Here is a 24882-nt window from a genome sequence, read left to right as displayed (position 1 = left end):
GTGAAGGATGCTCGGCAAGCGAGTGCACGACGCGGTCCGGGACCTCGGCTGCCGCCGGATGATGGTGATGGAGTCCGACGAGGATCCCGCGCTCGAGTACGAGCTGGTCGAGGATCTGATGCGCTGCTGCGACGGTGTCCTGCTCTGCTCGCCCCGGATGCCGCGCGCGGAGCTGATCGAGTTGGTGGATCGTAAGCATCCGATGGTGTTGTTCAATCGGGTCATCCCCAGCCTGGGCGTGCCGTCGATCTCGGTCGACTTCCAGGGTGGGATGACGCAGAGCTCGGCCGGCGCGCCGGGGAGATCCTGGAACGGCTGCTGGTCAACGACTGCGATGCGGAGCCCGTCTATCTGCCGATGACCTTGCGCGTCCGGGACACCAGCGGCCCACCGCGAATCCCAGAAAAAGAAGGCGACACGCCGAAGAGGAAGTAGCTTTTCGGCTGGTTGGGTCGTTGGACGTCGTGCGGGTCGGTGAAAGATCACCGGCCGGACTGTCGGTAGTGGTTGACGATCCACTAACCTGGGTCGGGTTTCGTCGGCGACGTGGAGGATTCGTGAAGCGGTTCGTAGTACCGCCGAGCTGGCCCACGCCGCCCCGCCGCAGCTGGGTGCCGCCGAAAACCTGGCGCCCCGATCCGTCCTGGCCGGCCGCGCCCGACGACTGGAAGTTCTGGGTCGACGGCAAGGGCAACGCCGTCCGCGGTCCCGTCGGCCGGTACGGCGGTCCCTCGCGGCGCGTGGTGGCCCTCGGCAGCGCCGGCCTGATGCTCTTCCTGGCCGTGAACTTCTGGGCGTTGTCCGCGATCGGCCTGTTCGACGGCGGCCCGTCGAACTCGCAGGCGCTGCCGATCACCGACGACCGCAGCGCGACGCCGTCGGTGCCGGTGAAGCCGACGCTGCCGCCGAAGACGACCACGACGGCCGAGACGTCAGCGCCGCCGCCGGTGGAGAAGACGACCAAGCCAACTCCGAAGCCGACCAAGACGCGGACGACGAAGCGGGAAGAGCGCGAGGAGCGCGAGCCGACGCCGACCAGGCCGCCGAGCACCAAGCCGACGGCGACGGCGCCGCCGACCCGCCCGACCCCGAGCCGGCCGCCGACGCGTGAAGAGATGATCGCCCAGTACTGCGCCTCGCAAGGCTGGGACCCGGCCTGGTGCGACCCGGACAACTGGCCCGACGACCCGGAAAACCCGCAGCAGCCAAGCCGCCCCTAGACGATGTTCTGCTCGGCGCGCAGTCCTGAGTTCTGGAAACGGGTGGCGTCCAGCGGTGAGATGTCGACGAACGGCGGGCGGTCGAGGTAGAGGTCCCGGATGATCTCGCCGATCGCCGGGCCCTGGAGAAAGCCGTGGCCGGAGAAGCCGGTGGCGTAGAGGAAACGGCTCACGTCGGTGGCCTCGCCGATCAGCGCGTTGTGGTCGGGCGTGTTCTCGTAAAGACCGGCCCAGCCGCTCGCCAGTCCGACGTCCAGCAACGACGGCGCGCGCTGTTCCATCGCGGCGGTCAGGCGGGGGAGCCACGCTTCGGAACGGCCCAGGTGGAAGCCGGGTTCCTCGTCCGGATCGGACATACCGACCAGCAGGCCGGGTCCTTCAGCATGGAAGTAGAACGTGCTGCTGAAGTCGATAGTCATCGGCAGGTTGCCTGGCAGGCCAGGAATCGCTTCTGTTACGACGATCTGGCGGCGCAACGGCGTCACCGGCAGGTCGACGCCGGCCATCGCCGCGAGCGGTCCGGACCACGCGCCGGCCGCGCAGATCACCGTCGAGGTCGCGACCTCACCGCGACTCGTCCGGACGCCACGGATCTCGTTGCCGACGGCATCGATTCCGGTGACCTCGCACCCGGTGACCAGTGTCGCGCCCAGTTTGCGAGCGGCTGTCGCATAGCCGAGTACGACGGACTCCGGCGTACAGTGCCCGTCGTTGGGTGAGAAGCAGGCGGCGATCAGGCCGTCGGGGGACAGGATCGGCGCGAGTCGGACGGCTTCGGCGACGTCGAGCATCCGGGTCGGTTGCCCGGCGGCGTTCTGTAGCCGGGTGCTCTCCTCGAACAACTCGACCTGCTCGTCCGTGGACAGCAGGAACAGATAGCCGACGCGGTGCAGGTCGATCTCCTGCCCGGGACGCTCGCCGAACCGGGCGAACGCCTCCAGGCTGCGCACGCCGAGCGCGATGTTCAGCTCGTCGGAGAAATTCGCCCGGACGCCGCCGGCCGCCTTCGAGGTCGATCCCGAACCGAGCTCGTTCTGTTCCAGCAGCTGGACGTCGGTGACGCCGGCCTCGGCGAGGTGGAAGGCGATGCTCGTGCCCATCACCCCGCCGCCGACGATCACCACGTCGGCCTTCGCGGGCAGGCTCATGGCAGCAAGAACGTGTAATCCGCCTCAACCGTGACGGTGTCCATCTGCGCCTTCTGGAGCTTGCCGGAGTAGTCCCAGTTGAGCGACTGCCAGCGGGTGAACTGGTCGAGCACCCAGATGCCGCTCTGCCGCGAACCGTTGCCGGACTTGCCGTTCCCGCCGAACGGCAGGTGCGCCTCGGCGCCGGAGGTCGAGTTGTTGACGCTGACCATGCCCGCCGAGATCCCCTGCGCGAACCGGAACGCCTTGTTCGGATCGGTCGTGTAGATCGAGCTGGACAGCCCGTAGCCAGACTTGTTGCCCAGAGCAATCGCTTCGTCGAGGGTGGTGTAGGTGGTGATGCCGACGATCGGGCCGAAGGTCTCGTTCAGGAACAGCTCGTCGTCAGACCGGACGCCGTCGACGACGACCGGGTGGTAGAACAGCCCGGCCTCGGGATCGCCGACAAAGCCCTTGCGCGGGTTGTCCGCCGAGACCCGGCCGGTCGCGCCGATCACGGTGTGGTGGGCGGCGATCCAGCCGAGCGACTTCTCGAAGCCGGCCGCGAACTTCTCGTCCAGCAGCGGCCCGAACAGTACATCCTGAGTCGGGTCGCCCATCGCGGCGTTCAGTACGGCCTCGCTGAAGCGGCTGACGAACTCGTCGTGCACCGACGCGTGCACGATCACCGTGCCCAGCGAGGTGCACCGCTGGCCCGCAGTACCGAAGCCGGAGAAGAGGGCGCCCTCGACGGCCAGATCGAGGTCCGCGTCCTCGGTGATCACCATCGGGTTCTTGCCGCCGAGCTCGAGGCACGGGGTCTGCAGGTGGCGGCCGCAGAGCTCGCCGATCCGGGTGCCGACCTCGCTCGATCCGGTGAAGCCGACCTTGTCGATCAGCCCGGCCGCGAGGGCCTGCTCCAATCCGGCGAAGGTGTCGGGGCCGTCGGCGTACACGAGGTTGAAAACCCCCGCCGGTACGCCGGAGTGCGCGAAGATCTCGTAGAACGCCTCGGACACGACGGACGAGTACTCGGCCGGCTTCCAGACGACCGTGTTGCCGCAGAGCAGCGCGGGCACGATGTACCACGACGGTACGGCGACCGGGAAGTTGCCGGCCGAGATCACCGCGACCGCGCCGACCGGGCGACGGAAGGTGAACAGCTGCTTGTCCGGCATCTCCGACGGCACGGTCTGCCCGTAGAGCCGGCGGCCCTCGCCGATGAAGAAGTCGCAGGTGTCGATGATCTCCTGAACCTCGCCGAGCGCCTCCGCGAGCGGCTTGCCGATCTCGCGCGTGACGAGGGCGGCCAACCGGTCCTTGTTGGCGGACATCAAGCGGCCGACGTTCGCGATCACCTGCCCGCGTTGTGGGGCAGGTAACGCCGCCCATCCCGGCTGTGCGTCCTTGGCTGCCTGGGCGGCCTGAACAAAGACGTCCGGCCCGGCGACCCCGATGGTCCCGACCACGTCGGCGGTGTTGGCCGGATTGGTGGACGGAGTAGTCCGGACCGGTTCCTGAACCCGCTCACCCTTGACCACGGACAAGATGACAGAAGACACGGATGGTTCCTCTCGCTTCAACGCCACGGTGCCCCCACCCTCACCCATCCCTGCACCCTTGCCAACCCCACCCCGCGCGCCCACGCCTACGCGCCCAACCCCACCCCGCGCGCCCCACGCCTGGGGCGCCCGACCCCACCCCGTGTGCCCCACCCCGCGCCTGTGCGCCCAGCCCCCACCCCGCCGCCCCAACCTTGAGCACGCGCCAGCTACGTCTCCGCCAGTAGGGCGACTACCCCGTGCCCAAAGTCGTTGAGCGTGGCTGGGGGAGGGCGACTTTGGGCACGGGGTGGGCGGGTTTCGCCCGGGTGGGCGACTTCGCGGTGCTCAAGGTCGCCGGTGGCTCGGAGGCGCCGCGCCGCCCGCCGAGCCAGCTGCGTGTGGTTGGCGGCGGGGCCGCTGCGGTCTTCGGCGTCGTACTGATTTGCCCATCGCCGACGGGAGACCGCGGCGAGCGACACCGCGCGCCTTTGCGACGCCCGTCAGCCCGCCAGCGGAGGAGTCGCCGACCTTGAGCGCCGGCCAGTCACGTCTTCCCCAGTCGAGTGACTGCCCCGTGCCCAAGGTTGTTGAGGGTGGCTGGGGGAGGGCGCCTTTGGGCACGGGGTGGGCGGGTTTCGCCGGGGAGGGTGACTGGCCCGTGCTCAAAGTGGGGTGGGGGGTGGCGAGTGTGTTTGGTGATCTTGTGAATGCAATCACAAGTAGGTAAAGTACGTGCTGTACAGCAACCAAGTCGGAGTTGACTGGAGGGGCGTACATGACCGAGCGCAAGCCGCCCGGGATGCGGACCGAGGACTGGGTCGAGGCGCAGATCAAGCGGGCCCAGGCGCAGGGCGAGTTCGATGATCTCGCCGGCGCGGGCAAGCCGCTGCCGAAGCTGGCGGACCCGCATGATCCGGACTGGTGGGTGAAGGACTTCATCCGCCGGGAGAAGATCGAGACCGACGCGCTGTTGCCGCCGTCGGTCCAGCTTCGCAAGGAGAAGCAGGCGATCCAGGACAAGCTCGCGGTACTGCGTACCGAGCCCGAGGTCCGCGACTACCTGCAGGACCTCAATCGCCGAATCCTCCTCCAGATCCGCGACGCGACCGGCATCGTCGTGCCGGTAGGCCCAGTCGACGAGGAAGAGCTGGTCGCCCACTGGCAGGCCAACCGCCCAACCCCACCACCCCGGCCCTCAGAGCCCGAGCCGGCCCCCAAACGCAGCCTCTGGCAACGCCTCTTCAGCTGACTGTTCTAGCTCTGCAGGAGTTTGCGGGCTGCTGTTTCGATGGTGGCTTCGCTGAGGAGGACCTGGTGGGCGGCGTTGCCCAGAGGGACGAAGGAGTCTTCGCTGGTTACTCGGGCCAAGGTGCCTGGGTAGCCGGCGTCTAGGAGGGCGGCCATGACGCCTTCGGAGACTCCGCCGGAGCGGCGGGTCTCGTCGGCGATCAGCACGCGGCCGGTGGTTGTTGCGTCGCGCAACAGATCGTCCAGCGGCAGCGGTGAAAGCCAGCGCAGGTCGAGGACCCGTACGCCGGGCAGCCGGGCAGCGACGCGAAGGCTCATCGGCACGCCGTTGCCAAAGGTGACGATGGTGAGCTCTCGACCTTCGCCATAGACCCGCCCACTCCCGATCGGCACATGCGTTGTCGGGTACGGCGCCAGCCACTGCTCGTCGCCGTCCGCGTGCAGGTCGCGTCGGTGGTACAACGCGATCGGCTCCAGGAACACCGACACCGTGCCGTCCGCGCGAGCGGCCGCCGCGCACGTGTGCAACATCGCCGCGGCGTCGTCCGGCCGTGACGGTGACGCGATCACGATCCCCGGGATGTCCCGCAGTACGCCGATCGCGTCGTCGTTGTGGAAGTGCCCACCGAACCCTTTCTGATAGCCGTACCCCGCGATCCGCAGCACCATCGGATTGCGGTACTGCCCCTGCGAGAAGAACTTCAGCGACGCCGCCTCGCCCCGCAATTGGTCCTCGGCGTTGTGCAGATAAGCGAGATACTGGATCTCCGGCAACGGCAGCAGTCCCGAAACGCCCGCGCCCAGCGCCAGCCCGAGGATCGACTGCTCATCGAGCAGCGTGTCGAAGACCCGCGCCGCCCCGAAGGACTTCTGCAACCCGCGAGTCACGCCGTACACACCGCCCTTGCGCCCGATGTCCTCGCCGAAGGCAAGCGCCTCCGGGTACGACGCGAGCACGTCCGCGAGCGCACGATTGATCGACTGGCCGAGCGTCAGCGGCTCGGTCGTCCCGGCGTCGATGCGGCGACCAGGCAACGACTTCTCGACGATCGCCCGGTCCGGGAAGGCCAGCGGTGCGACCACTGCTGCCGTCGACGAGAGCTGCGGCAGCCCGGCCACCTCACGTGCGATCGCCAGTACTTCGGCCCGCTTGTTTTCGTAGAGCTCGATCACGTCGTCAGCCTGGAACCCGTTGGCCAGCAGCAATCGCGCGGTACCGAGCAGCGGATCCCGCTCCTCGTCGGCCAGCAGATCCGCCGGACTCCGGTACGCCGCTTCGACGTCCGACCCGGCGTGGCCCATCAGCCGGACCGTCCGCAACCGCAGGAACGCGGGCCGCCGATTTCGCCGTACGAAGGTCGCCGCTTCTGTTGCCATCGTCAACGTCGCAGCGAGATCGGTGCCATCGGCATCGAAGTACCGCAGGCCCGGACGTTGCCCGTAGGCCTGCTTGATCCAGCCGTCCGGCGTGCGCACGCTGATCCCGATCCCGTTGTCCTCGCAGACCAGCAGCAACGGCATCGGGATGCCCTGGTACGACGCGTGCAACGCCGCGTTGATCGCCCCGGTGGCCGTCGAGTGGTTCGCCGAGGCGTCACCGAAACTGGTCACCACGACCGCGTCGGCCGGCCACGGCGACGGTACGCCGAGCTTGGCGGCGCGGGCGATCGAGAAGGCGACGCCCATCGCCCGCGGCAGGTGCGAGGCGATCGTGGAGGTCTGCGGGATGATCGCCAGGTCGTGCCGGCCGAACACCTTGTGCCGCCCGCCCGAGATCGGTTCGGCGGTCGCGGCCGCCACTCCGAGCAGGATGTCCCGCAGCCCGTCCTTGTCCTGGTGCTGCGCCGCGCGAGCCAGGTAGAAGGCGCCGGACCGGTAGTGCAGCAGTGCCGGGTCCGTCGGCTGCAGCGCCGCGGCGACTGCCGCGTTGCCCTCGTGCCCGGCGGAACCGATCGTGTAGTAGCCGTGTCCCTGCGACTGGAGCCACCTGGCAGCCAGGTCTGCGTGGCGGCTGCCGAGCTGGGCGTCGTACAGGCTGAGCAGGACGTCGGCACGGTGTTCACAGGCGACTGGTTTGAGTGCCCGGACGCGCTCGGCGAACAGTTCGTCGACCGCGGTCACAGCTCAGAGTCCGCAGTCGAAGCCTTCGTCGTCTGGGTTGGCGTCGGCCAGCTTTTCCAGGATCCGGGCCGCGCGTCGAAGATCCTCACTCGCAACATGATCCGCGAAGAACGTCGAAACCACAGCGTCGACCACGGGTCGGGCGCGTTCGAGCTGCTCACGGCCGGCCGGTGTCAGCTCCGCCCAGGTCGCCCGGCGGTCGTCGGGGGCGGAGGTGCGGACCACCCAGCCGTCCTTGTCCTCCAGCTTGGCGACCAGCCTGGTGACGCCACTGCGGGACATCATCAGCTCCTTCGCCAGCGGTGCCATCCGGAGCCGTCCACCGGCCAGATCCAAGGCTCGGAGCGCCTCATGCTCGAAGTACTGCATGTCCGCTTTGGCGCGCAGGGTGTTGTCGAGGTGGGCGTACAACAGCGTGTCCGCCCGGTAGAGCGCCCGCCAGGCGTCCAGGTGATCCTCGCTCAGCTTCGTCGTTGGCATGCGGCTCAGTCTACTAGAAAACAGTTGACACGTGAACTGTTGCTTTGTGTAGGGTTGCGGAATGAACAAAGTTCGCTGGAAAGCAGTGCGGCCGTTGCGGCATCGCGACTACCGGCTGCTGTGGACCGGGTTGGCCGTCGCCCTGCTCGGCAGTGGGTTGTGGCTGGTGGCGCTGGCCTGGCAGGTCATCGAGCTCGGCGGCGGTCCCGTGCAGTTGTCGGTGGTCACGACGGCGTACAGCATCGGTCTGGTCGTCTGTGTGTTGTTCGGCGGCATCGCGGCCGACCGGCTCCCGCAACGGTCAGTGATCATCGCGGCGGACACGGTGCGAGGTGCTGTCCTCCTGGTGGTCGCGGGGCTGGCGCTGACCGGATACCTGGAGATCTGGCAGCTTGCGGTCGGCGCCGTGTTGATCGGGGCCGGCGAGGCGTTCCTCATTCCGGCGTACACGGCGTTGGTGCCGAAACTGCTGCCCGCGGACGAGTTGCTGGCAGCGAACGGTTTGGAAGGGACGCTGCGCCCGCTGGCTCAGCAGGCGACCGGTCCGGCGCTCGGTGGGCTGGCGATCGCAGCACTGTCGCCGGGGGTGGCGATTCTGGTGGCGGCGTTGACCTACTTCTTCTCCGCGGCCTGTGTGATGGCGATGCGGGTTCGCCCGGAGGGCAGTGCCGCAGTCGACAGCGAGGGGCCGACTGGGGTCCGGGCGATGGTTGCGGATGTGCGTGAGGGTTGGGGATATGTCCGGGCCACGCGGTGGTTGCTGGCGTCGCTGCTGTTCGGGACCGCCTACGTTCTGCTGATTCTCGGGCCGCTCGAGGTGCTACTGCCGTTCGCAGTACGGGATCACCTGGGTGGCGGGCCTGGCGACTTCGGGTTGGTGCTCGCGGCCTTCGGGGTCGGTGGTGCGATCGGCGCGTTGCTGATCTCGTCGCGGAGCCTGCCGCGGCGGTACCTGACGATCATGACCCTGATGTGGGGCGTCGGGTCGGCGCCGATCATGGTGCTGGGCTTCGCGAGGGACCTGTGGATGATGGCCGTCGGCGCCGCGATCGTTGGGGCGACCGGGTCCGCGGCGATGGTGATCTGGGGGACGCTCCTGCAGCGCCGGGTGCCCGACCACCTGCGCGGCCGGATCGCGAGCCTGGACTTCTTCGTCTCGCTCCTGCTGATGCCGGTCTCGATGGCGTTGGCCGGGCCGGCGGGCAGCCTGTTCGGGGTGACGGCGGTCTTCATCGTCGCAGGCGTCGGCCCGGTCCTGGTCTGCTTCGTGGTGATCTGGTTCGGCCGGATGCTCACCGACGAACTCGCCAACCCACTGGACATCGCTCAGGACGAAGGTGCCCCGGACCAGCTCACCGCTCAGGAGACGGGCGACTCGACGCGGATCGGCGCTCAGGACGAGACGGACTACTCGAAGCGTTCCGGCGCTCAGGACGAGACGGACGACGGCGCCTCGAAGCGGATCAGTGCCGACGCCTGATCGCCGCCCCAGTCGATCGGCGTACGGCCGGACTCGCGCCAGCCGGCGTTGCGGTAGAAGCTGATCGCCGCGCCGTGGTTGTCCACGACCTCGAGCGCCAGTTGCCGCCCTTGTTTCTCGGCGAAGGCGACGGCGTGTTCGAGCAGTCGTCGGCCGAGCCCCGCACGAGTCCGCCGCGGATCCACGAACAACCGCTCGACCAGGGCCTCATCCGGCCCTTCCGCGGTGACGATCAGGTGGCCTGCGATCTCGCCGTCGAGGGTGAGGACCCAGCTGCCCAGGGCGTTCTCCGGTGTCAACCAGGCGGCCGGGTCGGCCGGCCAGTTCACCGGGTAGCCGCCTGACTTGTGAACCTCCGCGAGTAGCCGGACGCAGTCGTCAAGGTCGGCCGCCGTGCGGGGCCGGAGTGCGGTGCTCGTCACGGCGCCATCCTTCCATGCCGGCCGGAACCGATAGTGGTGGCAGTTCGTTGAGATATCAGGTTGTTTCATCGGCGATGAAGTGAGTACGGCGACATGCACGTTTCCCCCTGGCTCCGGCGTACGGCGGTCTCCGCCGGCGTGGGGATCGCCACGGCGGGGCTGCTGGCCGGGGTCATCATGCTCGGGCCGCTGGCCGCGTCGATCCTGCTCGTCGTGGTGTTCGTGCTGGTCTGGCCGTTGGCCGTGGTGATCAAGCACCTCGCCGACGAGCCGCCGTACCGGTCGCCGTTGCTGGTCGCGGTCTGTGTCGCGGGTGGGGTGCTTTGCGTGCCGGGAATTGTCCGGCTGCTCAGTTGGGGAGCGCTCGGGGTGTTGACCGCGTTGGTCGCGGCGGTCGTCTTCGTCCTGGTCGACCTGGCCCTGCCGGACAGCCGTCGCGAGCGGCGGCCGCGCCGGAGCCGCAGGCGCGAACCGGAGTACGGCGGACTGATGCGTTTGAGTCAGGTCGAGCAGGACGAGGAGGACGAGAAGCTGATCGCCTCGCTCCAGTGCCCGCTCTCGATCGAGGAACTCTGCGGAGTCTGGGGCGAGACGACCACGACGTTGGCGCAAGGGGCCGGGTTGCGGGATCGCCAGGCGGTCGCCGAGGTGCGCCGGATCTGCCTGGACGAGTTCGAGCGCCGCAACCCCGACGGCTTCCGCCGCTGGCTCGACGCCGGCGCACCCCCGGACCCCAGCACCTACCTCTTGGCCTAGGGCCCCCGGACGGCCACCACTACCGAACCTCGCCAGCAATCGTTTCCCCTCGGCGTGTCGAGGTGCCAGGGCGGGTTCGGTAGTGGTGGCGGTCCGCTAGCCCTTGAGAACCGCTGCGACCGCGACGGCCGTGCTGCGGGCCGAGGCCGGGTTTTGGCCGGTGACGAGGCGGCCGTTGGTGGCGTTCGGGGAGGAGGCGCCGATCATCCGCCGGTACTGGCGAAGCGTCTTCGGAGTACGGCTGACGAGGAGCGTTGCGGTCGTAGTACCGGATCTGCGGGGTGTGTTGAGTGCCGTGCTGGCTGGGGCGGGTGCGAGTGTGTTGCCGCTGTATCTGTGCGGGGAGGATCTCGCGGCGGGCGGGGCTGCGGTTGCTGGCCGAGCCGGAGTTGCCGCCGCTCAACACCGGCTATCTGGCGATCCGCTCCGATGCGGGACCGCGTAGTCCGGCCAGCCGCCTGCGCGCGACCCTCCTCGAAGCGCTGGGCTAGGCGGCCTTCTTCTTCACCCGCTCGGTGTAGCTGTCCTTGTAGTCGCCCGGCCGCCAGTTGCCGCTCATCGCCTCGACCAGATCCACCGCCATCGAGAGCTGCTTGCCGCTGCTCTTCTTGGCCGGCAGGTCACCTAGCTCGTCGGCCGGATCGCGGATCTCGTCGGCGAAGAACAAGGTCTCCAGGGCGAGAACGTTGCCATCGGCCCGGATCGCGGCGAGGTACTCCTTGCTGCGCATCACGAACGACGCGATCCCGGCCCGGTTGGTCTTCGCGAGCGCGTCCCGGAGCAGCCCGTACGACGATGCGTTCTCCCGATCGGCCGGCGCCAGGTAGTAGGTCTTCTGGAAGTGGATCGGGTCGATCTCGTCCAGGTCGACGAACCGGGAGATCTCCAGCGAGCGGGACCGGCCTGGTGCGATGTCGGCGAGTTCCTCCTGCTCGACGATCACGTACTCGCCGCCGCCGACGTCGTGGCCCTTGACGATCTTGTCGTAGGCGACCTCGCGACCGGTGCGCTCGTTGACGCGCTTGTAGCGGATCCGGTCCGGCGTACCGCGCTGGAACTGGTGGAAGTCGAGTTCGTGCTCCTGGGGCGCGCTGTAGAGCCCGACCGGGACCGAGACCAGCCCGAAACTGATGTAGCCGTTCCAGATCGCCCGCGCCATCGCCGGTGTCCTTTCGCCAGGTGGGGTGAGTCAGAGGCGGTTGAACCGCTTGCGGGCTTCCCGGCTCTCCTTCTGGGCTTCCCGCGCGGCCTTTCGGGCCTCGTCGAGCTCCTCGCCGATCCGGTGCACCGTCTCCTGGGCCTCGATGAGGGCGTCCCGGGCGTCGGTGAGCTGGGTGTCGAGATCGGCGACGGTCGCCTCGGCCGCCTCCGCCGCTTTGACCGCAGCCTCGAATTCCTTCTTGGCAGCAGCCTTCTCGGCTGCCTCACGTTCTTCTTGTTCGCGCTCGGCCTTCTCGCGTTTCGCCTTCGCCGCGGCTGTCTCGCCGTCCGGCTCCGGCTCCGGGGATGGTTCGGCGACGGCCGCGGTGCCCTTGGCCCGGCGCCGTTCCTGTGCCCGTTGCCGGCGCTCGTCGGTCAGCGGTGTCACGGTGGACGGTTCGCCGCTCTCGTCGACGACGCCGAAGCCGACATGCCGCAGAGCGCTGCTCAGCCGCGCCTCCTGGACCGCTACACCGGCGGCCGGGTCGACCAGCGCGGCGTCGAGGGTCTCGCGGAGCTTCTGGCCTACGTCCGCGCTGACCTTCTGGCCTTCGCGGTCGGCCAGCTTGGCTGCCGACTTGGTGAGCTGGTCGAGCAGCTTGTGCCGCTTCGGCGTCAGCTCGCGGAGGCGTTCGCCGTCGAGATCGGCCGTCGCCGTGCGGAACTCGTCGCCGAGTGCCAGCAGGTCGTCGATGTCGTCGGGTAGCTCGCGCGCCACCAGGTTCGTCAGCCAGGCGGCGACCGTCGGCTTGCGCAGCGCTTTCAGTCGCGTCGAGCCGAGTTGGTCGCCGGCTGCCTTCAGCTCCTTGGCCAGTTCGTTGCGCCGGGTGATGAAGTCGGCCGACGGCGCCGCGTACAACGCGTCAGCCGCCTCCTCGAAGTCCACAGCCCGACGCTACCGGACCACCGGCCCGGAATCAGTCCTTCGCCGGGTCGGTGCCGGCCCGGAATCAGTCCTTGAACGCGTCCTTCGCCTTCTCGCCGGCCTGCTTGAGGTCGGCCACGGACTTCTCGGCCTGGCCTTCCGCCTGCAGGTCCTCGTTGTCCGTCGCGTCGCCGGTCTTCTCCTTGAGCTTGCCCTTGGCCGCGTCGACGGCGTTCTTGGCCTTGTCGCCGATACCCATGGGGTTCGCCTCCTCTGTGCGGGTGGATCTGGACCCGCCTCCGGTGCCCCGCAGAACCGCTCTCAACCGTCGACCTCTTGTAATCGTTTACGTAAGCGATTACAAAGCACTTTATGCGGATGACTGTCCCGGCGCTAGCCGCCGCCCTCCTGGTCAACTTCCTGCTGCCGTCAGCCGGGCCGGCGACCCCGTCTAAGGCTCCAGAGCCGGGGACGATCACAGCCGCGAGCTTCCGGTCGAACACGCTCGGCGAGGATCTCGCCTACAACGTCTACCTGCCGGCCGGGTACGACGCTTCTACGGCTCGCTACCCGGCGCTCTACCTGCTGCACGGTCGCGGCGACTCGATGTCCGCGTGGACGCAGGTGAAGGGACGACTCGACGCGATGATCGCAGCCGGTGAGATCCCGCCGACGGTCGCGATCATGCCCGATGCGCCCTGGAGCAGTCGCGCGAGCTACTACGTCGATTCGGCGTACCGGGGCAAGGATCCGGGGCGGCCGGTCGAGACGGCGATGATCCGCGAGTTGGTTCCCCACATCGATTCGAAGTACCGGACCATGGCCGATCGGACTGGTCGGGCGATCGCCGGCTACTCGATGGGTGGCGCGGGTGCGCTGCGCTACTCGATGACCTACCCGGAGATCTTCGGGGCGGCGGTCGTCCTCAGTCCGGCGGTCTATTCGCCGCAGCCGCCGAAGGACTCCAGCGCGCGGGAGTTCGGTGCCTTTGGCAAGGGTAGGAGGGTCTTCAGCGAGGCGGTCTACCGAAGGCTGAACTACCCGGCAGCCTTCAAAACCTTTGCTGCCAAGGGGATGCCGTCACATCTGTTCGTTGCCGTGGGCGACGATGAGTACAAGAACCCCAAACCCGAGGACTACCAGCACGACCTCGACTTCGAGGCGCATGTGGTCTTCAACCAGGCGGTCAGGGTGCCAGGGCTGGCGAGTGAGTTGCGCGTCGTCGACGGCGGACATGACTGGGATGTGTGGGGACCGACGTTCGCCGAGGGCGCGAAGTACGTCTTCCAGTTCATCGGCAGGCCACCCGCGACTCCGATGAAGGCCACCCTTTCCGGTACGCCGGGCGAGGACCGCGCCGGAGGCATCGCCGTCGACGACGCGGGCAACACCTATGAGGCCATCGCCGCCGAGGGTGCGGTCGAGGGGCAGCCGTACGCCGGGGGCAAGGACGTCGCGTTGACGAAGTACGGGCCGGATGGCGTCAGGCTCTGGACCCGGGAATTCGGTACGCCGGGAACCGAGCGTGCGTACGGCGTCTCGCTGGATGCGCAGGGGCGCCCGACGATCGTCGGCTACTCGACGGGTAGTGGTTCGGATGATGCGTTCGTGGTCCAGTACGACGGACAGGGGGATCAAAGGTGGTTCACCCACTTGGCGACCAGTGCGGCGGATCGGGGCTATGCGCTGGCGACTGGCGCGGATGGGTCGGTCTATGTCGGCGGCTACACCAAGGGTGCTCTGGCCGGGACGAATGCTGGTGACAAGGACGTTTTCCTCGCCAAGCTGGATCAGGAAGGCAAACAGGTCTGGCTTCGGCAGTTCGGCAGCGCTGGTGAGGAGAAGGGCATGGCGCTGGCGGTGAGTGGGGACGGGATCTACCTCGCCGGCATGACCGCGGGTGCTCTCGGCGAGCCGGCCGGTGGCGTTGATGGTTTTGTCGCCCGCTTCGACAGCGATGGCAAGCGCAGCTGGCTGAAGCAGGCCGGCGCCGAGCAGGCCGACGAGTTCTGGGCGATGACGGCCGACGGATCTGGCGGAGTGCTCCTCACCGGCTACACCGCAGGCAACTTCGCGACTGATCTGGTCGGCGATCAAGACCTCATCGTCGCCCGCGTCGACGCGACCGGTGCGGTGGTGTGGAAGGACCAGCTCGGTACGCCGGGCAACGACAAGGGCGCGGCGATCGCCCGGGACGCCGAGGGCTTCTCCGTCGCGGGCTTCACCGACGGGCAACTCCAGGCCAGCGTCGGCAAGTTCGACGCGGTCCTGGTCAGGTACGGCGCGGACCAGACGCGCAGCTGGCTGCGGCAGTTCGGCACCACCGAGGACGACGGCGCGGACGCGTTCGCGGAGGCCAACCTGTACGTCGCGGCGCAGCGCGGCACGACGTACGTCTCGGGCCTGACGGCCGGCGACACCGCGGATCAGCATGCCCTCGGCAACGGAGACGTCTTCCGCCTGAAGATCGACGGGTAGTTTCCGGCTGGATTCGCAGGGTACCGGCCCAGGGCCGAAAGGAGTTCAGTATGCCCGCGGGATCCAGCAAGAAACGTGAACGGCAGTACCAGCACATCAAGGCCGGTCTGAAGAAGAGCGGTCGCAGTGAGGACACCGCCGAGGAGATCGCGGCGCGCACCGTCAACAAGGAACGCGCGCGGTCCGGCGAGGCGAAGCAGAATAGCCGGAGCTCCACCCACGACATCTCGTCGGCCCGGCGCGGTGGCCTGCGGTCGCACAGCGGTGCGCAGGGCCGGACCAGGGACCAGCTCTACAACGAGGCCAGGGAAAAGAACATCAAGGGCCGCTCGAAGATGACCAAAGCCCAACTGGAGAAGGCCGTCGGCCGCTAGTCCCTTGGCTTGGTCAGGTCTTCCCGCAGGCGTTCGAGGATTCCTCGGAGCAGGCGGGAGACCTGCATCTGGCTGACGCCGAGTTCGTTGCCGATCTCCTCCTGAGTGAGACCGCCGCAGAATCGCAGCGCCAGGATCTTGCGGTCGCGGTCGCCGAGGTCGGAGACGGCCGGCGCCAGCGTGTGCACGTTCTCGACCAGTTCGTAGCCGTCCTCGGCGTCGGCGACCGTGTCCACCAGTCGCGCGCCGTTGTCGGCCGCGGCCGGGGCATCGAGCGAGAGCGTGTTGAAGCAGCCCCGGACGGATGACGCCTCGGCGACCTCGCCGGGGTCGGTGCCCAACGCGTCGGCCGTCTCCTCGTCACTGGGGAGATGGCCGAGCTGCTGGGTCAGGACGGGCTCGGCCGCTGCGATCGAGCCCTGCATCTCCTGGATCCGGCGCGGCGGCCGGACCGTCCACGCGCAATCGCGGAAGTAGCGTTTCAGCTCACCCCGGATCGTCGGTACGGCGTACGCGAGGAACGCCGTCGACGCGTCGATGCGGTATCCGTTGGCGGCCTTGACCAGGCCGAGGTAGGCGACCTGCTCGAGATCATCGGTGTCGACGCCTTTGCGGCGATAGCGGGACGCGATCGAGCGGGCGACCGGTGCGTTCAGGATGATCACCTGGTCGAGCAGCTGCTGGCGCCGCGGGTCGGCCACGCCATCGGCCTCGGTGAGCAGTTCGTGGGTGGAGTCGGCGATCAGCTGCGGGGAGTCGGTACTGCGGACAGGTGCGATGGTCACGGTGAGAAACCTCGTCGTGTCGGCCTGCGGCAAGTGGCGTCAAGGCTGAACCACTGACCTCTAGAAGATCAAACGCTCCATTCCCGCGCAACCCTTGCCGCGTTACAGCTCGTTGAAGCCGGACCCGTTTGCGGCCCCCGGCGGCGGGCACCGGATGAGGCAGTACGGGGTATCAGCCCGCCGGACACAAGGCAGTTCCGGCTTGTAGGGAAAGGAATGGCCATGCTCTTCGTTCTCTGGATCCTCGCGGCGATCCTCGTCATCGCCGGGATCGTGTCGCTCGTCCGCGGCCAGTTGTTGATGGGCGCGGCCCTGATCGTCGTCGGCTTGCTGGTCGGCCCGGGTGGGGTGAGCATCTTCACGTAACCGCCCTGCCACCTCCAGCTAGCAGGCCCCGGCACGCGCCGGGGCCTGCGGCACTTCTGAAAGCTGACACTTGATGTCAGCTTTTGCCTGTTGACTGGGTCGCGGGTCAGCCGCCGGGCGAAAGGGACGTGTGTGATGGGTGTAGGACAGCGGGCGGGGTGCTGTGCCGTGGTGGATCTGCGGCAGTACACCTTGCATCCAGGGCAGCGGGACGCGCTGATCCAGGTCTTCGACGAGGCGTTGGTCGAGGGCCAGGAGGAGCACGGCATGCACATCGTGGGCCAGTTCCGCGATCTGGACGACCCGGACCGGTTCGTCTGGCTGCGCGGCTTCAACGATCTGCCGGCTCGCGCCGCGGCGCTGAACGGCTTCTACTACGGCCCGGTCTGGAAGGCACGCGGCCCCGAGGCCAACGTGACGATGAAGGACTCCGACAACGCCCTGCTGCTGAAGCCCATCGAGCTGGGCGACGGGTATCCGGACCTCGACGCGAGCCGGCCGCCGGTCGGAGCCACCGAGATCCCGCCATCGGTGATCGCCGGAGCGGTTTATCACCGGGGCTCGGTCGACGACAGCTTCCCGGCGTACTTCGCCGAGCAGATCGCGCCGGCCCTGGCCGGGACGGGCGCCCATCTCGTGGCGACCTTCGAGACGCTCGCGGCCGAGAACAACTTCCCGCCGCTCCCGCTCCGGGACGAGACAGTGCTCGCCTGGTTCGCGACTTTCCCGAGCGATTCGGCGTACGCCGAACATCGCCGTCAGCTGGACGCCTCGCGCGCCTGGCAGACCAGGATCCTGCCCGAGATCATCTGCCGCTCGATCGCGCCGCCCCAGCAGCTCAGGCTGCGCCCGACGGCGCGTTCCCAGTTCCGCTAGTTAAATCAGTTGCGGTGCCGGGAAGCGGCCTGCATGCTGAAGCAGATTGTGCAGCTACGAGTGCTGCCTGGACCTAAGGAGGGCTGACGGATGTCGATCACTGTGCTGCGGCATGTCCGCGTCAGCTTCACCTCTTCTTCCAGGAGCACATCTGATGTCTTCCGACGTCTTTCGTACGGACCACCAATCCACTGACCTCGACGATCGCTGGGCGGCACTGACCAGCGACGAGTCCCAACCAGACGTTGCCGATGCCTTCGTCTTTCACTTCAGCGAAGTGGAAGAAGAACTGGATCCGGACCAACGCTGGTCAACCTGGCTGGATGTCGAGCGCGGCTCTCGCGGTCCCCATTCAGTGACACAGCCACGGCCCGATTGGGTAGTGACGGAACAGGCCGCGATCGATACCGAGCTCGGCATCCTCAAAACCGGCAAGGAAGCCGATGTCTTCCTGCTCGAACGAGCAGTGCAGCAGATCGGCGACAACCCGGCCCGGCGGTCGCTCCTGGCCGCCAAGCGGTATCGCTCCGAGGAGCACCGCTCGTTCCACCGCAGTACGTCGTACGTCGAAGGCCGGCGTACTCGCAACAGCCGTGACAGTCGCGCGATGGCGAAGAAAACCTCGCACGGCAGGAGCGTCGCGGCCGGTCAATGGGCCTATGCGGAGTGGGACGCACTCTGCCGGCTCTGGAAAGCCGGTGTCCCTGTGCCATACCCGGTTCAGGTCGACGGCACCGAGCTGCTGATGGAGTTCATCGACGACGGTGACGGCGGCGCGGCGCCGCGGTTGGCGCAGGTCCGGCCCAAACCGGAGTTGCTCGGCTCGTACTTCGAGCAACTGCGGGACGGGATGCGCGAGTTGGCCAGGGCGGGGTTGGCCCACGGAGACCTGTCGCCGTACAACGTGCTGGCGCAGGGCGACCGGATCGTGATGATCGATCTCCCGCAGGTGGTCGACATCGTCGGCAACCCGAAGGGGATGGACTTCCTGCTCCGCGACTGCCACAACATGTGCGCCTGGTTCACCAGCCGCGGCCTGGAGGTCGACGAACAAGAACTCTTCGCCGACCTCCTGACCATGGTGTTCTAGCCCACTACTACCTGTTCATTCGCCCCCTTTTCACCCTCGTCAGCTTGCGACAGCGCCGGGCTGCCTGCGTGGAGGGTGAAAAGGGGGCGAATGAACAGGTAGTGGGCGGTGGCCCGAGATCGCCTTCTGTAGAAGGGGGACGAGGGGTGTCAGCCGGTCGGGGTAGGCGTCGACGAGGCCGTCGACGTGGTTGCCTGCTTCGACCCGCTGGTACGTGTGCAGCCGCGCTCGGCCGGCTCGGCTGACCATTGCGGCGTAGACGTCCGAGTCCTGGGTGATCGGCAACAGGCTGTCGAGCGTGCCGTGCAGAGTGACGAGTGGCCGCCCGATCCGGCCGGTCAGTGCGATCCGTCGTACGGCGTGCTGCGCGGCGGGGCGGGACGCGTAGTCGTAGTCGGCTTCCTTGCCGGTGTACGTCGGGTCGAGCTCGGCCGTGTAGATCCGCTGGGTCAACTTCCAGTAGACCGTGTAGTGGTAGTCCCAGAGGAAGTCCGATCGCGGGTCGAAGCCGGCGGCAACAATTGCCGTGGGCGACTGTTGCTCGTAGCCCTTGATTGCCGGGGGCAAGAAGGTGAGCAGGTTGGGTCCGTCGGCGGCCCAGAGGGTGCCTTCGAGATCGACGCCGCGCGTGTAGAGCTCTGGGTGATTCTCAAGTTGCCAGCGAACCAGGTAGCCGCCGTTCGAGACGCCCGCGGCGATCACCTCCCGCGGAGGCCGTCCGTAGCGTTGGGCAACGACCGCTCGCGCCGCACGGGTCAGCTGGGTGGTCCGCTGGTTCCACTCCACGATCGCGTCGCCAGGCCGCACGCCGTCGGCGAAGAAGTTCACGCCGGTGTTGCCCTTGTCGGTCGCCGCGAACGCATAGCCGTGTGCCAGCACCCAGTCCGAGATCGCCTTGTCGTTCGCGTACTGCGCCCGCACTCCCGGCGAACCCGCCACGACCAGCCCGCCGTTCCACTTCTCCGGCAGCCGGATCACGTACTGCGCGTCGTGGTTCCACCCGTGATTCGTGTTCGTCCGCGACGAGTCCGGGAAGTACCCGTCAATCTGTATGCCGGGCACTCCCGCTTGCTGAGGTAGACCGGCAGAGGTCAGCCCCGCATAGTCCGCCGGATTCGTATGCCCCGACGCGACCGTCCCCGCCGTGGTCAGGTCGGCCAGACAGGCCACCACCTGGTACTCCGCGCCGGGCACCCGCAATCGCGGGCATCCCTGCGCCTCAGCCGGTACTGCGAAGCCGCAAACGAGGAGCAGAACGGCAACTGACAAGGCGATGCACCGGCGCATGGCGGTCCTCCTGGATCGGGTCAGGACGACACGCTAGAAGGCGTCCTGACCCGCAGACAGAGGCTCACACCACACAAGCGACCGCCGGCCAATGGTGTGTCAGGACACCGCCTTGGCGGCTGCGCGACCCGCAGTACGGCCGGTGAAGAGGCAGCCACCGACGAAGGTGCCTTCGAGAGAGCGGTAGCCGTGGATGCCGCCGCCGCCGAAGCCGGCGACCTCGCCGGCCGCGTAGACACCTGGGAGCGGGGTGCCGTCAGCTCGCAGTACGCGGGAGTCCAGGTCGGTCTGCAGGCCGCCGAGGGACTTGCGGGTCAGGATGTTGAGCTTGACGGCGATGAGCGGGCCGGCCTTGGGGTCGAGGATCTTGTGCGGGGTCGCGACCCGGATCAGCTTGTCGCCCAGATAGCTGCGCGCGCCACGCAGTGCGGTCACCTGCAGGTCCTTGGTGAACTTGTTGTCCATCTCCCGGTCCCGGGCGCGGATCTGCCGTTCGAGGCCGGCGAGGTCGATCAGGTCCGAGCCGGCCACCTCGTTCATGCCGCGGACCAGATCGGGCAGGTTGTCCCGGACGACGAAGTCGGCGCCCTTGTCCATGAACGCCTGGATCGGCTTGGTCGGCCCGCCGAAGGCCCGGCCGAGAATGGCCTTGATGTCCTTGCCGGTCAGGTCCGGGTTCTGTTCCTGCCCGGAGAGCGCGAACTCCTTCTCGATGATCTTCTTGGTCAGCACGAACCAGCTGTAGTCGTAGCCGGTCTTCATGATGTGGTCGAGCGTGCCGAGCGTGTCGAAGCCTGGGAACAGCGGCGCGGGCAGCCTGTTGCCGATGGCATCGAACCAGAGCGACGACGGGCCGGGCAGGATCCGGATCCCGTGCATCGGCCAGATCGGATCCCAGTTGCGGATGCCTTCGACGTAGTGCCACATCCGGTCGCGGTTCACGTACCGGCCGCCGGCCGTCTCGGTGATGCCGAGCATCCGCCCGTCGACGTGCGCCGGTACGCCGGAGATCATCTCCGTCGGCGGCTTGCCCAGCCGGGCCGGCCAGCTCGAGCGGACCAGATCGTGATTGCCGCCGATCCCGCCGGAGGTGACGATCACCGCCTGCGCGCTCAGCTCGAAGTCACCGACCTCGACCCGCGAGCTGGAGACGCCGCGGGCCACGTCGCTCGGCTCGAGCACCTTCCCGGAGACGCCGTCGACCACGCCACCGGTCACGGTCAGCTCGTCCACTCGGTGCCGGAACCGGAACTCCACCAGCCCCTTGGCGACGGCCTCCCGGACCCGACGCTCGAACGGCGCGACCAGGCCCGGCCCGGTTCCCCAGGTGATGTGGAAGCGCGGTACCGAGTTGCCGTGGCCGTCGGCGTTGTAGCCGCCGCGCTCGGCCCAGCCGACGATCGGGAAGAACCGGACGCCCTGGGCGTGCAGCCACGGGCGCTTCTCGCCGGCCGCGAAGTCGACGTACGCCTCGGCCCACTGCCGGGCCCACGTGTCCTCGTCGTCCAGCCGGTCGAAGCCGGCCGAGCCGAGCCAGTCCTGCAGAGCGAGGTCGCGGGAATCCTTGATCCCCAGGTGGCGCTGCTCGGGTGAGTTCACGAAGAAGAGGCCGCCGAACGACCAGAACGCCTGCCCGCCGAGGGAGGCCTCCGGTTCCTGGTCGAGCAGCAACACCTTCTTGCCGGCGTCGGCCAGTTCGGCGGTGGCGGCGAGTCCAGCCAGCCCGGCTCCCACGACGATCACATCTGCGTCCATCGGTGCCCATCCCCTCGCATCGGTCGTCCATGTATAGCCGACTGGGCGGCCCGGACGATGGACCAATGGACAGTGCTGCGTAGAACTGCAAGAGTTCAGCATGTGACGACCATGATTGCGCAAGATCTCACGCTGCCCGCCGCCGCACTCGGCGAGGAGAACCCGCTTCCGTCGCTGGGTGGTCAGCAGGACCTGCATCGCGTCGAGAACGTGGCCGAACTGACGCCGCAGATGCAGGAGGACATCGGCTACGGCGTACTGTCCAGCACCTTACCCACGCTCGACCAGGACGGCTTTGACCGCGAACTCGTCGAGCGCGCGCTGCCTTCGCTGGTCCTGGAGAACGCGCACCTCCGCGCGACGATCCTGCCGAGCCTCGGCGGCCGCCTCTACTCGCTCGTGCACAAGGCCAGCGGCGATGAACTGCTCTATCGCAACCCGGTCTTCCAGCCGGCGAACCTTGGCCTGCGCAACGCCTGGTTCGCCGGCGGCGTCGAGTGGAATCTCGGCAGCACCGGCCACTGGACCGGCACCTGCTCGCCGATGCACGCGGCCCGCGTCGACGGCCCGGACGGTACGCCGATGCTGCGGCTGTGGGAATGGGAGCGCACCCGCAACCTGGTCACCCAGCTGGACTTCTGGCTCCCCGAGGACTCCGATCAGCTGTACGTCGGGGCGCGGATCCAGAACCCGTCCAGGGAGACGGTTCCGGCGTACTGGTGGTCGAACATCGCCGTCGAGCAGTCGCCGCAGACGCGGGTTCTCGTCCCGGCGGATCAGGCTTGGCGGTTCGAGTACGGCAACCGGCTCGACCTGGTCGGCGTACCGGAGTACGACGGGATCGATCTGACCTATCCGATGCGGCATCGCCGGGCGATCGACTTCTTCTTCGAGCTGCCGCCAGAAGAGCGGCCGTGGATCGCGGCACTCGATGCCGAGGGCAACGGGTTGGCGCAGGCGTCGACGGATCGGCTGCGTGGGCGGAAGCTGTTCGTCTGGGGCGAGGCGCGCGGCGGCCGGCGTTGGCAGGAGTGGCTCGCGCCGGGGCTGCAGGGACACGGGTACGCCGAGATCCAGGCCGGGCTGGCCAGGACCCAGCTGGAGCACCTCAAGTTGCCTGCAGCAACCAATTGGCACTGGCTCGAAGCCTATGGGCGGGTGAGTGTCGATCCGGCGACGGCGCATGCGGAGGATTGGACGACGGCTCGCGCCGGGACGGGCGCAGTACTGGAACCCGTACTGGCGTCGCTGGCCGAGCGCGAGCAGGAGTGGCTGACCGTCATCGATGCCCAGCCGGCCGAGCACTTGGCGACCGGGTCCGGCTGGGGAGCGCTGGAGTTGCGGCGTACGGGCTGGAAGGTCTCCGCCGGCACGCCGTTCGCCGAGGAGACCATGACCGAGCGCGAACGGGCCTGGTTGCCGGTACTCGACGGACGGCTAGCCGCTCCGGCGTCGATCAGCGTCCCGCCTGACGGCACGTTGGTGGGTTGGAAGGACCTGCTCGAAGCGGTCGAGGACGACAACTGGCTGGTCTGGTACCACCGGGGTGTCGCCCGTTGGTACGCCGGCGACGAGGAGGGCGCGGTCGTCGCGTGGCAGGAGTCGCGGCTGCACCAGGAGACCGCCTGGGCGTTGCGCAACCTCGCACTCTGTACGAAGAGTCCACGCGACTACGGGCGGGCGGTCGCGTTGGTGCCAGGCGACTTCGTGCCGCTGTTCGCAGAGGCGCTGAGCGCGGCCGTTGAGGACGAGGACGGCCAGCTCGCGGACGAGATCTATCGACTGGCCTCGGAGGAGGTTCGTGCGCATCCGAGGATCCGGCTGGCCAGGGTCCGGCAGTTGCTGCAGACCGGTGATGCCGCCGGCGCGGAGGCGCTCCTGGATGAAGGGATCGAGCTGGCCGGAGTACAGGAGGGCACGAACCCGCTGGCGGAGTACTGGCAGTGGGCGCAGCGCGAACTGGGCACGTCACGGCCGGTGCCCGCGCGGTACCAGTTCGGCATGTTCGGCGACAGCTGAAACACATTTGTCAGAACCTGGGAACCGACTGGCCTCAGGCGTCGTCTCACCGTTGTGCGGGAAGGCCCGCACAAGGCAGTTTCGACAACGACGACCGCGCCGCAAGCGGGCGGCGCGTCGGGGGTGAGTGCCATGTTGACTATCGTTGTATTCGGTGGTTTAAGCCTGGTGCTGCTGGTCACGGCATGCATCGTGGCAGACATCGTCGCGGGCGTCCGGCGCCGCAGCGATGGGATCGAGAAGACAGCCGGACGAGTGACCCGGGTGCGTGGACCGGTCAGTGGGCAGCTGGAAAGCGGCGCCACGGCCGAATGCCTGGAGATCACCGTCGAGTACTACACGCGCCACGGCGAGGGCCCGTTCCAGGTCCAGCGGATGATCCCGCTGACCTCGGCGAGCAGCTACAGCAAGAACGACCGGGTGATCGTCAGCTACGACATCCGGGCGCCCCGCCGGGCCCGGATCGCGGGACGGGTGAGCCACTGGCCGCAGCTCGGCCCGCGGTCACCGGTGCCGCAGCCCTAGATCGCTCAACTTCGGCCGGTACGCCGGTGCGCACCTCGTCCCTCGCCACGGTGGCGGGGGTCTTCTGATTTTGACAAGGTTGCTCGAGCCGGGGGTGGCTCGGGCAACTGGTGGTTTCAGGGCAGCTGGTGCTCGGGCGGGCTGCCCGGCAGATGCGGTTCGAGCAGCCGGTGCAGCGCCGGCCGGCCCTGCCCCAGCACGTACTCCGCGTCGTCGGCCGGCAGCCGGTCGGCCAGGTGAGCCAGCGCCTCGCCCATCGCGATCGCCAGCGTCACGGTCATCCGGAACTCGCGGCTGTCCTGGGCTCCGAACCGCAGCGCGAGCAGTTCGGCGAACTCGCCCGCGTGCTGGTCGTCGAACTCACCCGGGGCCGTCTCCAGGTCCGGATCACCCAGACCGCTGAGCACCACCGCGCGGAACCCCGGATCGGTGCTGTGCATCTCGCGGAAGGTGTCCAGGGTGACATCGACAGCCTCGCGCCAGTTCGCCACCATCGCCAGCCGCTCGCGGACCGCCTCGGTGTAGCGATGCTGGTTGCGCCGCTCGATCGCCTGGACCAGGGTTCGCTTGTCCGGGAAGTACCGATAGACGCTGCCGACCGCGATCTCGGCCCGGCGGGCGATGCTGCTGGTGGAGGCGGCGTCGTAGCCGCGCTCGACCACCTCGGCGCAGGCCGCGTCGAGGATGCGCTCGACCTGGCGGTTGGCCCGGTCCTGGGTCGGCGTCCGGCGCAACGGGTACGCCGTACCGGCCTCCGTGCCCGGCTCCTCGCCGGCAGAAGTGGTGACCATGGGGTCATTGTGCCCCCGGACAGGGACAACGTTGCCAACCCCGAGCCGTTCACTTGTATGACAGTTCGATGCA

General features: G+C 68.2%; 25 protein-coding genes. 13 read left to right on the top strand and 12 right to left on the bottom strand.

The window, feature by feature from the left end; all coding sequences use genetic code 11:
- The first annotated feature begins 7 nt into the window (after positions 1 to 7).
- The gene (locus A3ES_RS0115770) at positions 8 to 361 is read left to right on the top strand and encodes a type 1 periplasmic-binding domain-containing protein (RefSeq protein WP_020387801.1); all 354 of its coding nucleotides are present in this window, start codon (positions 8 to 10) and stop codon (positions 359 to 361) included.
- 196 nt (positions 362 to 557) lie between these two features.
- A complete protein-coding gene (locus tag A3ES_RS51265; RefSeq protein WP_026162903.1) occupies positions 558 to 1220 on the top strand; it encodes a hypothetical protein in 663 nt (220 codons plus the stop codon).
- Here the strand turns inward: A3ES_RS51265 and A3ES_RS0115760 are convergent.
- Both A3ES_RS0115760 and A3ES_RS0115755 read right to left on the bottom strand, forming a co-directional pair.
- Positions 1217 to 2368, bottom strand: a complete 1152-nt coding sequence (locus tag A3ES_RS0115760; RefSeq protein WP_020387800.1) for an NAD(P)/FAD-dependent oxidoreductase — start codon at positions 2366 to 2368, stop codon at positions 1217 to 1219. The genes A3ES_RS51265 and A3ES_RS0115760 overlap by 4 nt on opposite strands.
- A complete protein-coding gene (locus A3ES_RS0115755; RefSeq protein ID WP_237744969.1) occupies positions 2365 to 3909 on the bottom strand; it encodes an aldehyde dehydrogenase family protein in 1545 nt (514 codons plus the stop codon). Before A3ES_RS0115755 ends, A3ES_RS0115760 begins: the two co-directional genes overlap by 4 nt.
- A gap of 757 nt (positions 3910 to 4666) precedes the next feature.
- Here A3ES_RS0115755 and A3ES_RS0115750 point away from each other — a divergent pair.
- Complete coding sequence (locus tag A3ES_RS0115750) at positions 4667 to 5140, top strand: DnaJ family domain-containing protein (RefSeq protein ID WP_020387798.1); 474 nt, start codon at positions 4667 to 4669, stop codon at positions 5138 to 5140.
- A 5-nt stretch (positions 5141 to 5145) separates the two neighbouring features.
- Here A3ES_RS0115750 and A3ES_RS0115745 read toward each other — a convergent pair whose 3' ends face one another.
- Both A3ES_RS0115745 and A3ES_RS0115740 read right to left on the bottom strand, forming a co-directional pair.
- Positions 5146 to 7260, bottom strand: a complete 2115-nt coding sequence (locus tag A3ES_RS0115745) for a thiamine pyrophosphate-dependent enzyme (RefSeq protein ID WP_020387797.1) — start codon at positions 7258 to 7260, stop codon at positions 5146 to 5148.
- 3 nt (positions 7261 to 7263) lie between these two features.
- Complete coding sequence (locus tag A3ES_RS0115740; protein ID WP_020387796.1) at positions 7264 to 7740, bottom strand: MarR family winged helix-turn-helix transcriptional regulator; 477 nt, start codon at positions 7738 to 7740, stop codon at positions 7264 to 7266.
- 61 nt (positions 7741 to 7801) lie between these two features.
- Between A3ES_RS0115740 and A3ES_RS0115735 the strand changes: the two genes are divergently transcribed.
- Positions 7802 to 9220, top strand: a complete 1419-nt coding sequence (locus A3ES_RS0115735) for an MFS transporter (RefSeq protein WP_051084726.1) — start codon at positions 7802 to 7804, stop codon at positions 9218 to 9220.
- Here A3ES_RS0115735 and A3ES_RS47320 read toward each other — a convergent pair.
- Entirely contained in the window at positions 9169 to 9642 is a 474-nt protein-coding gene (locus A3ES_RS47320; RefSeq protein WP_020387794.1) for a GNAT family N-acetyltransferase, read from the bottom strand. The genes A3ES_RS0115735 and A3ES_RS47320 overlap by 52 nt on opposite strands.
- Before the next feature lie 93 nt (positions 9643 to 9735).
- Here A3ES_RS47320 and A3ES_RS0115725 point away from each other — a divergent pair, with 93 nt between their 5' ends.
- The gene (locus tag A3ES_RS0115725; protein WP_020387793.1) at positions 9736 to 10398 is read left to right on the top strand and encodes a hypothetical protein; all 663 of its coding nucleotides are present in this window, start codon (positions 9736 to 9738) and stop codon (positions 10396 to 10398) included.
- Positions 10399 to 10688: 290 nt separating this feature from the next.
- Entirely contained in the window at positions 10689 to 10889 is a 201-nt protein-coding gene (locus A3ES_RS55495) for a hypothetical protein (RefSeq protein WP_202806518.1), read from the top strand.
- Here the strand turns inward: A3ES_RS55495 and ku are convergent.
- From ku to A3ES_RS47315, 3 genes are all read right to left on the bottom strand, one after another.
- Positions 10886 to 11557, bottom strand: a complete 672-nt coding sequence (gene ku, locus A3ES_RS0115710; RefSeq protein WP_020387790.1) for a non-homologous end joining protein Ku — start codon at positions 11555 to 11557, stop codon at positions 10886 to 10888. The genes A3ES_RS55495 and ku overlap by 4 nt on opposite strands.
- Before the next feature lie 30 nt (positions 11558 to 11587).
- Positions 11588 to 12484 carry a hypothetical protein gene (locus A3ES_RS0115705; RefSeq protein WP_020387789.1) on the bottom strand — a complete coding sequence of 299 codons (897 nt, stop codon included), beginning with the start codon at positions 12482 to 12484 and terminating at the stop codon, positions 11588 to 11590.
- A gap of 64 nt (positions 12485 to 12548) precedes the next feature.
- Positions 12549 to 12722: a CsbD family protein gene (locus A3ES_RS47315; protein WP_020387788.1), complete on the bottom strand. Its 174-nt coding sequence runs from the start codon at positions 12720 to 12722 to the stop codon at positions 12549 to 12551.
- Positions 12723 to 12841: 119 nt separating this feature from the next.
- On the opposite strand from A3ES_RS47315, the gene A3ES_RS0115695 reads away from it, so the two are divergent.
- Positions 12842 to 14941 carry an alpha/beta hydrolase-fold protein gene (locus tag A3ES_RS0115695; RefSeq protein WP_169501775.1) on the top strand — a complete coding sequence of 700 codons (2100 nt, stop codon included), beginning with the start codon at positions 12842 to 12844 and terminating at the stop codon, positions 14939 to 14941.
- Between the two features lie 50 nt (positions 14942 to 14991).
- A complete protein-coding gene (locus tag A3ES_RS0115690) occupies positions 14992 to 15315 on the top strand; it encodes a hypothetical protein (protein WP_020387786.1) in 324 nt (107 codons plus the stop codon).
- Here the strand turns inward: A3ES_RS0115690 and A3ES_RS0115685 are convergent.
- Positions 15312 to 16100, bottom strand: coding sequence for a sigma-70 family RNA polymerase sigma factor (locus tag A3ES_RS0115685; protein WP_157630541.1), 789 nt, complete (start codon positions 16098 to 16100; stop codon positions 15312 to 15314). The genes A3ES_RS0115690 and A3ES_RS0115685 overlap by 4 nt on opposite strands.
- A 222-nt stretch (positions 16101 to 16322) precedes the next feature.
- Between A3ES_RS0115685 and A3ES_RS55045 the strand changes: the two genes are divergently transcribed.
- The 3 genes from A3ES_RS55045 to A3ES_RS0115670 all read left to right on the top strand — a co-directional run bounded on the left by A3ES_RS55045 (position 16323) and on the right by A3ES_RS0115670 (position 18432).
- Positions 16323 to 16466, top strand: a complete 144-nt coding sequence (locus tag A3ES_RS55045) for a GPGG-motif small membrane protein (RefSeq protein WP_020387784.1) — start codon at positions 16323 to 16325, stop codon at positions 16464 to 16466.
- A gap of 135 nt (positions 16467 to 16601) precedes the next feature.
- Entirely contained in the window at positions 16602 to 17342 is a 741-nt protein-coding gene (locus A3ES_RS0115675; RefSeq protein ID WP_040454779.1) for an NIPSNAP family protein, read from the top strand.
- Positions 17343 to 17496: 154 nt separating this feature from the next.
- Entirely contained in the window at positions 17497 to 18432 is a 936-nt protein-coding gene (locus tag A3ES_RS0115670) for a serine protein kinase RIO (RefSeq protein WP_020387782.1), read from the top strand.
- Between the two features lie 39 nt (positions 18433 to 18471).
- Here A3ES_RS0115670 and A3ES_RS47310 read toward each other — a convergent pair whose 3' ends face one another.
- Entirely contained in the window at positions 18472 to 19719 is a 1248-nt protein-coding gene (locus A3ES_RS47310) for an alpha/beta hydrolase family protein (protein ID WP_020387781.1), read from the bottom strand.
- 99 nt (positions 19720 to 19818) lie between these two features.
- Positions 19819 to 21474 (bottom strand): FAD-binding dehydrogenase, encoded by a 1656-nt coding sequence (locus A3ES_RS0115660; RefSeq protein WP_020387780.1) that lies wholly within the window; start codon positions 21472 to 21474, stop codon positions 19819 to 19821.
- Positions 21475 to 21585: 111 nt separating this feature from the next.
- Between A3ES_RS0115660 and A3ES_RS0115655 the strand changes: the two genes are divergently transcribed.
- Together A3ES_RS0115655 and A3ES_RS0115650 are read left to right on the top strand one after the other, a co-directional pair.
- Positions 21586 to 23493 carry a DUF5107 domain-containing protein gene (locus A3ES_RS0115655; RefSeq protein ID WP_020387779.1) on the top strand — a complete coding sequence of 636 codons (1908 nt, stop codon included), beginning with the start codon at positions 21586 to 21588 and terminating at the stop codon, positions 23491 to 23493.
- Between the two features lie 132 nt (positions 23494 to 23625).
- Positions 23626 to 24018, top strand: a complete 393-nt coding sequence (locus A3ES_RS0115650) for a DUF3592 domain-containing protein (RefSeq protein WP_063745965.1) — start codon at positions 23626 to 23628, stop codon at positions 24016 to 24018.
- 116 nt (positions 24019 to 24134) lie between these two features.
- On the opposite strand, the gene A3ES_RS0115645 is transcribed toward A3ES_RS0115650, so the two are convergent.
- Complete coding sequence (locus tag A3ES_RS0115645; RefSeq protein WP_020387777.1) at positions 24135 to 24809, bottom strand: TetR/AcrR family transcriptional regulator; 675 nt, start codon at positions 24807 to 24809, stop codon at positions 24135 to 24137.
- Positions 24810 to 24882 lie beyond the last annotated feature (73 nt).

The sequence above is a fragment of the Kribbella catacumbae DSM 19601 genome, from assembly GCF_000372465.1.
In the GTDB taxonomy this organism is placed as follows: Bacteria; Actinomycetota; Actinomycetes; order Propionibacteriales; family Kribbellaceae; genus Kribbella; species Kribbella catacumbae.
The sequence above is the reverse complement of the archived record's forward strand: the minus strand, read 5'-3'. Positions and strand labels throughout refer to the sequence as shown.

Bases quoted from the DNA above. Each gene is read 5' to 3' on its own strand.
- A3ES_RS0115655 (WP_020387779.1), top strand. From the start codon at position 21,586: ATGATTGCGCAAGATCTCACGCTGCCCGCCGCCGCACTCGGCGAGGAG.
- ku (WP_020387790.1), bottom strand. From the start codon at position 11,557: ATGGCGCGGGCGATCTGGAACGGCTACATCAGTTTCGGGCTGGTCTCG.
- A3ES_RS0115760 (WP_020387800.1), bottom strand. From the start codon at position 2,368: ATGAGCCTGCCCGCGAAGGCCGACGTGGTGATCGTCGGCGGCGGGGTG.
- A3ES_RS0115670 (WP_020387782.1), top strand. From the start codon at position 17,497: ATGTCTTCCGACGTCTTTCGTACGGACCACCAATCCACTGACCTCGAC.
- A3ES_RS0115770 (WP_020387801.1), top strand. From the start codon at position 8: ATGCTCGGCAAGCGAGTGCACGACGCGGTCCGGGACCTCGGCTGCCGC.
- A3ES_RS0115735 (WP_051084726.1), top strand. From the start codon at position 7,802: ATGAACAAAGTTCGCTGGAAAGCAGTGCGGCCGTTGCGGCATCGCGAC.
- A3ES_RS47310 (WP_020387781.1), bottom strand. From the start codon at position 19,719: ATGCGCCGGTGCATCGCCTTGTCAGTTGCCGTTCTGCTCCTCGTTTGC.
- A3ES_RS0115645 (WP_020387777.1), bottom strand. From the start codon at position 24,809: ATGGTCACCACTTCTGCCGGCGAGGAGCCGGGCACGGAGGCCGGTACG.
- A3ES_RS0115725 (WP_020387793.1), top strand. From the start codon at position 9,736: ATGCACGTTTCCCCCTGGCTCCGGCGTACGGCGGTCTCCGCCGGCGTG.
- A3ES_RS0115695 (WP_169501775.1), top strand. From the start codon at position 12,842: ATGACTGTCCCGGCGCTAGCCGCCGCCCTCCTGGTCAACTTCCTGCTG.
- A3ES_RS0115740 (WP_020387796.1), bottom strand. From the start codon at position 7,740: ATGCCAACGACGAAGCTGAGCGAGGATCACCTGGACGCCTGGCGGGCG.
- A3ES_RS0115650 (WP_063745965.1), top strand. From the start codon at position 23,626: ATGTTGACTATCGTTGTATTCGGTGGTTTAAGCCTGGTGCTGCTGGTC.
- A3ES_RS0115690 (WP_020387786.1), top strand. From the start codon at position 14,992: ATGCCCGCGGGATCCAGCAAGAAACGTGAACGGCAGTACCAGCACATC.
- A3ES_RS47315 (WP_020387788.1), bottom strand. From the start codon at position 12,722: ATGGGTATCGGCGACAAGGCCAAGAACGCCGTCGACGCGGCCAAGGGC.
- A3ES_RS0115660 (WP_020387780.1), bottom strand. From the start codon at position 21,474: ATGGACGCAGATGTGATCGTCGTGGGAGCCGGGCTGGCTGGACTCGCC.
- A3ES_RS0115675 (WP_040454779.1), top strand. From the start codon at position 16,602: ATGGGTGTAGGACAGCGGGCGGGGTGCTGTGCCGTGGTGGATCTGCGG.
- A3ES_RS0115750 (WP_020387798.1), top strand. From the start codon at position 4,667: ATGACCGAGCGCAAGCCGCCCGGGATGCGGACCGAGGACTGGGTCGAG.
- A3ES_RS55045 (WP_020387784.1), top strand. From the start codon at position 16,323: ATGCTCTTCGTTCTCTGGATCCTCGCGGCGATCCTCGTCATCGCCGGG.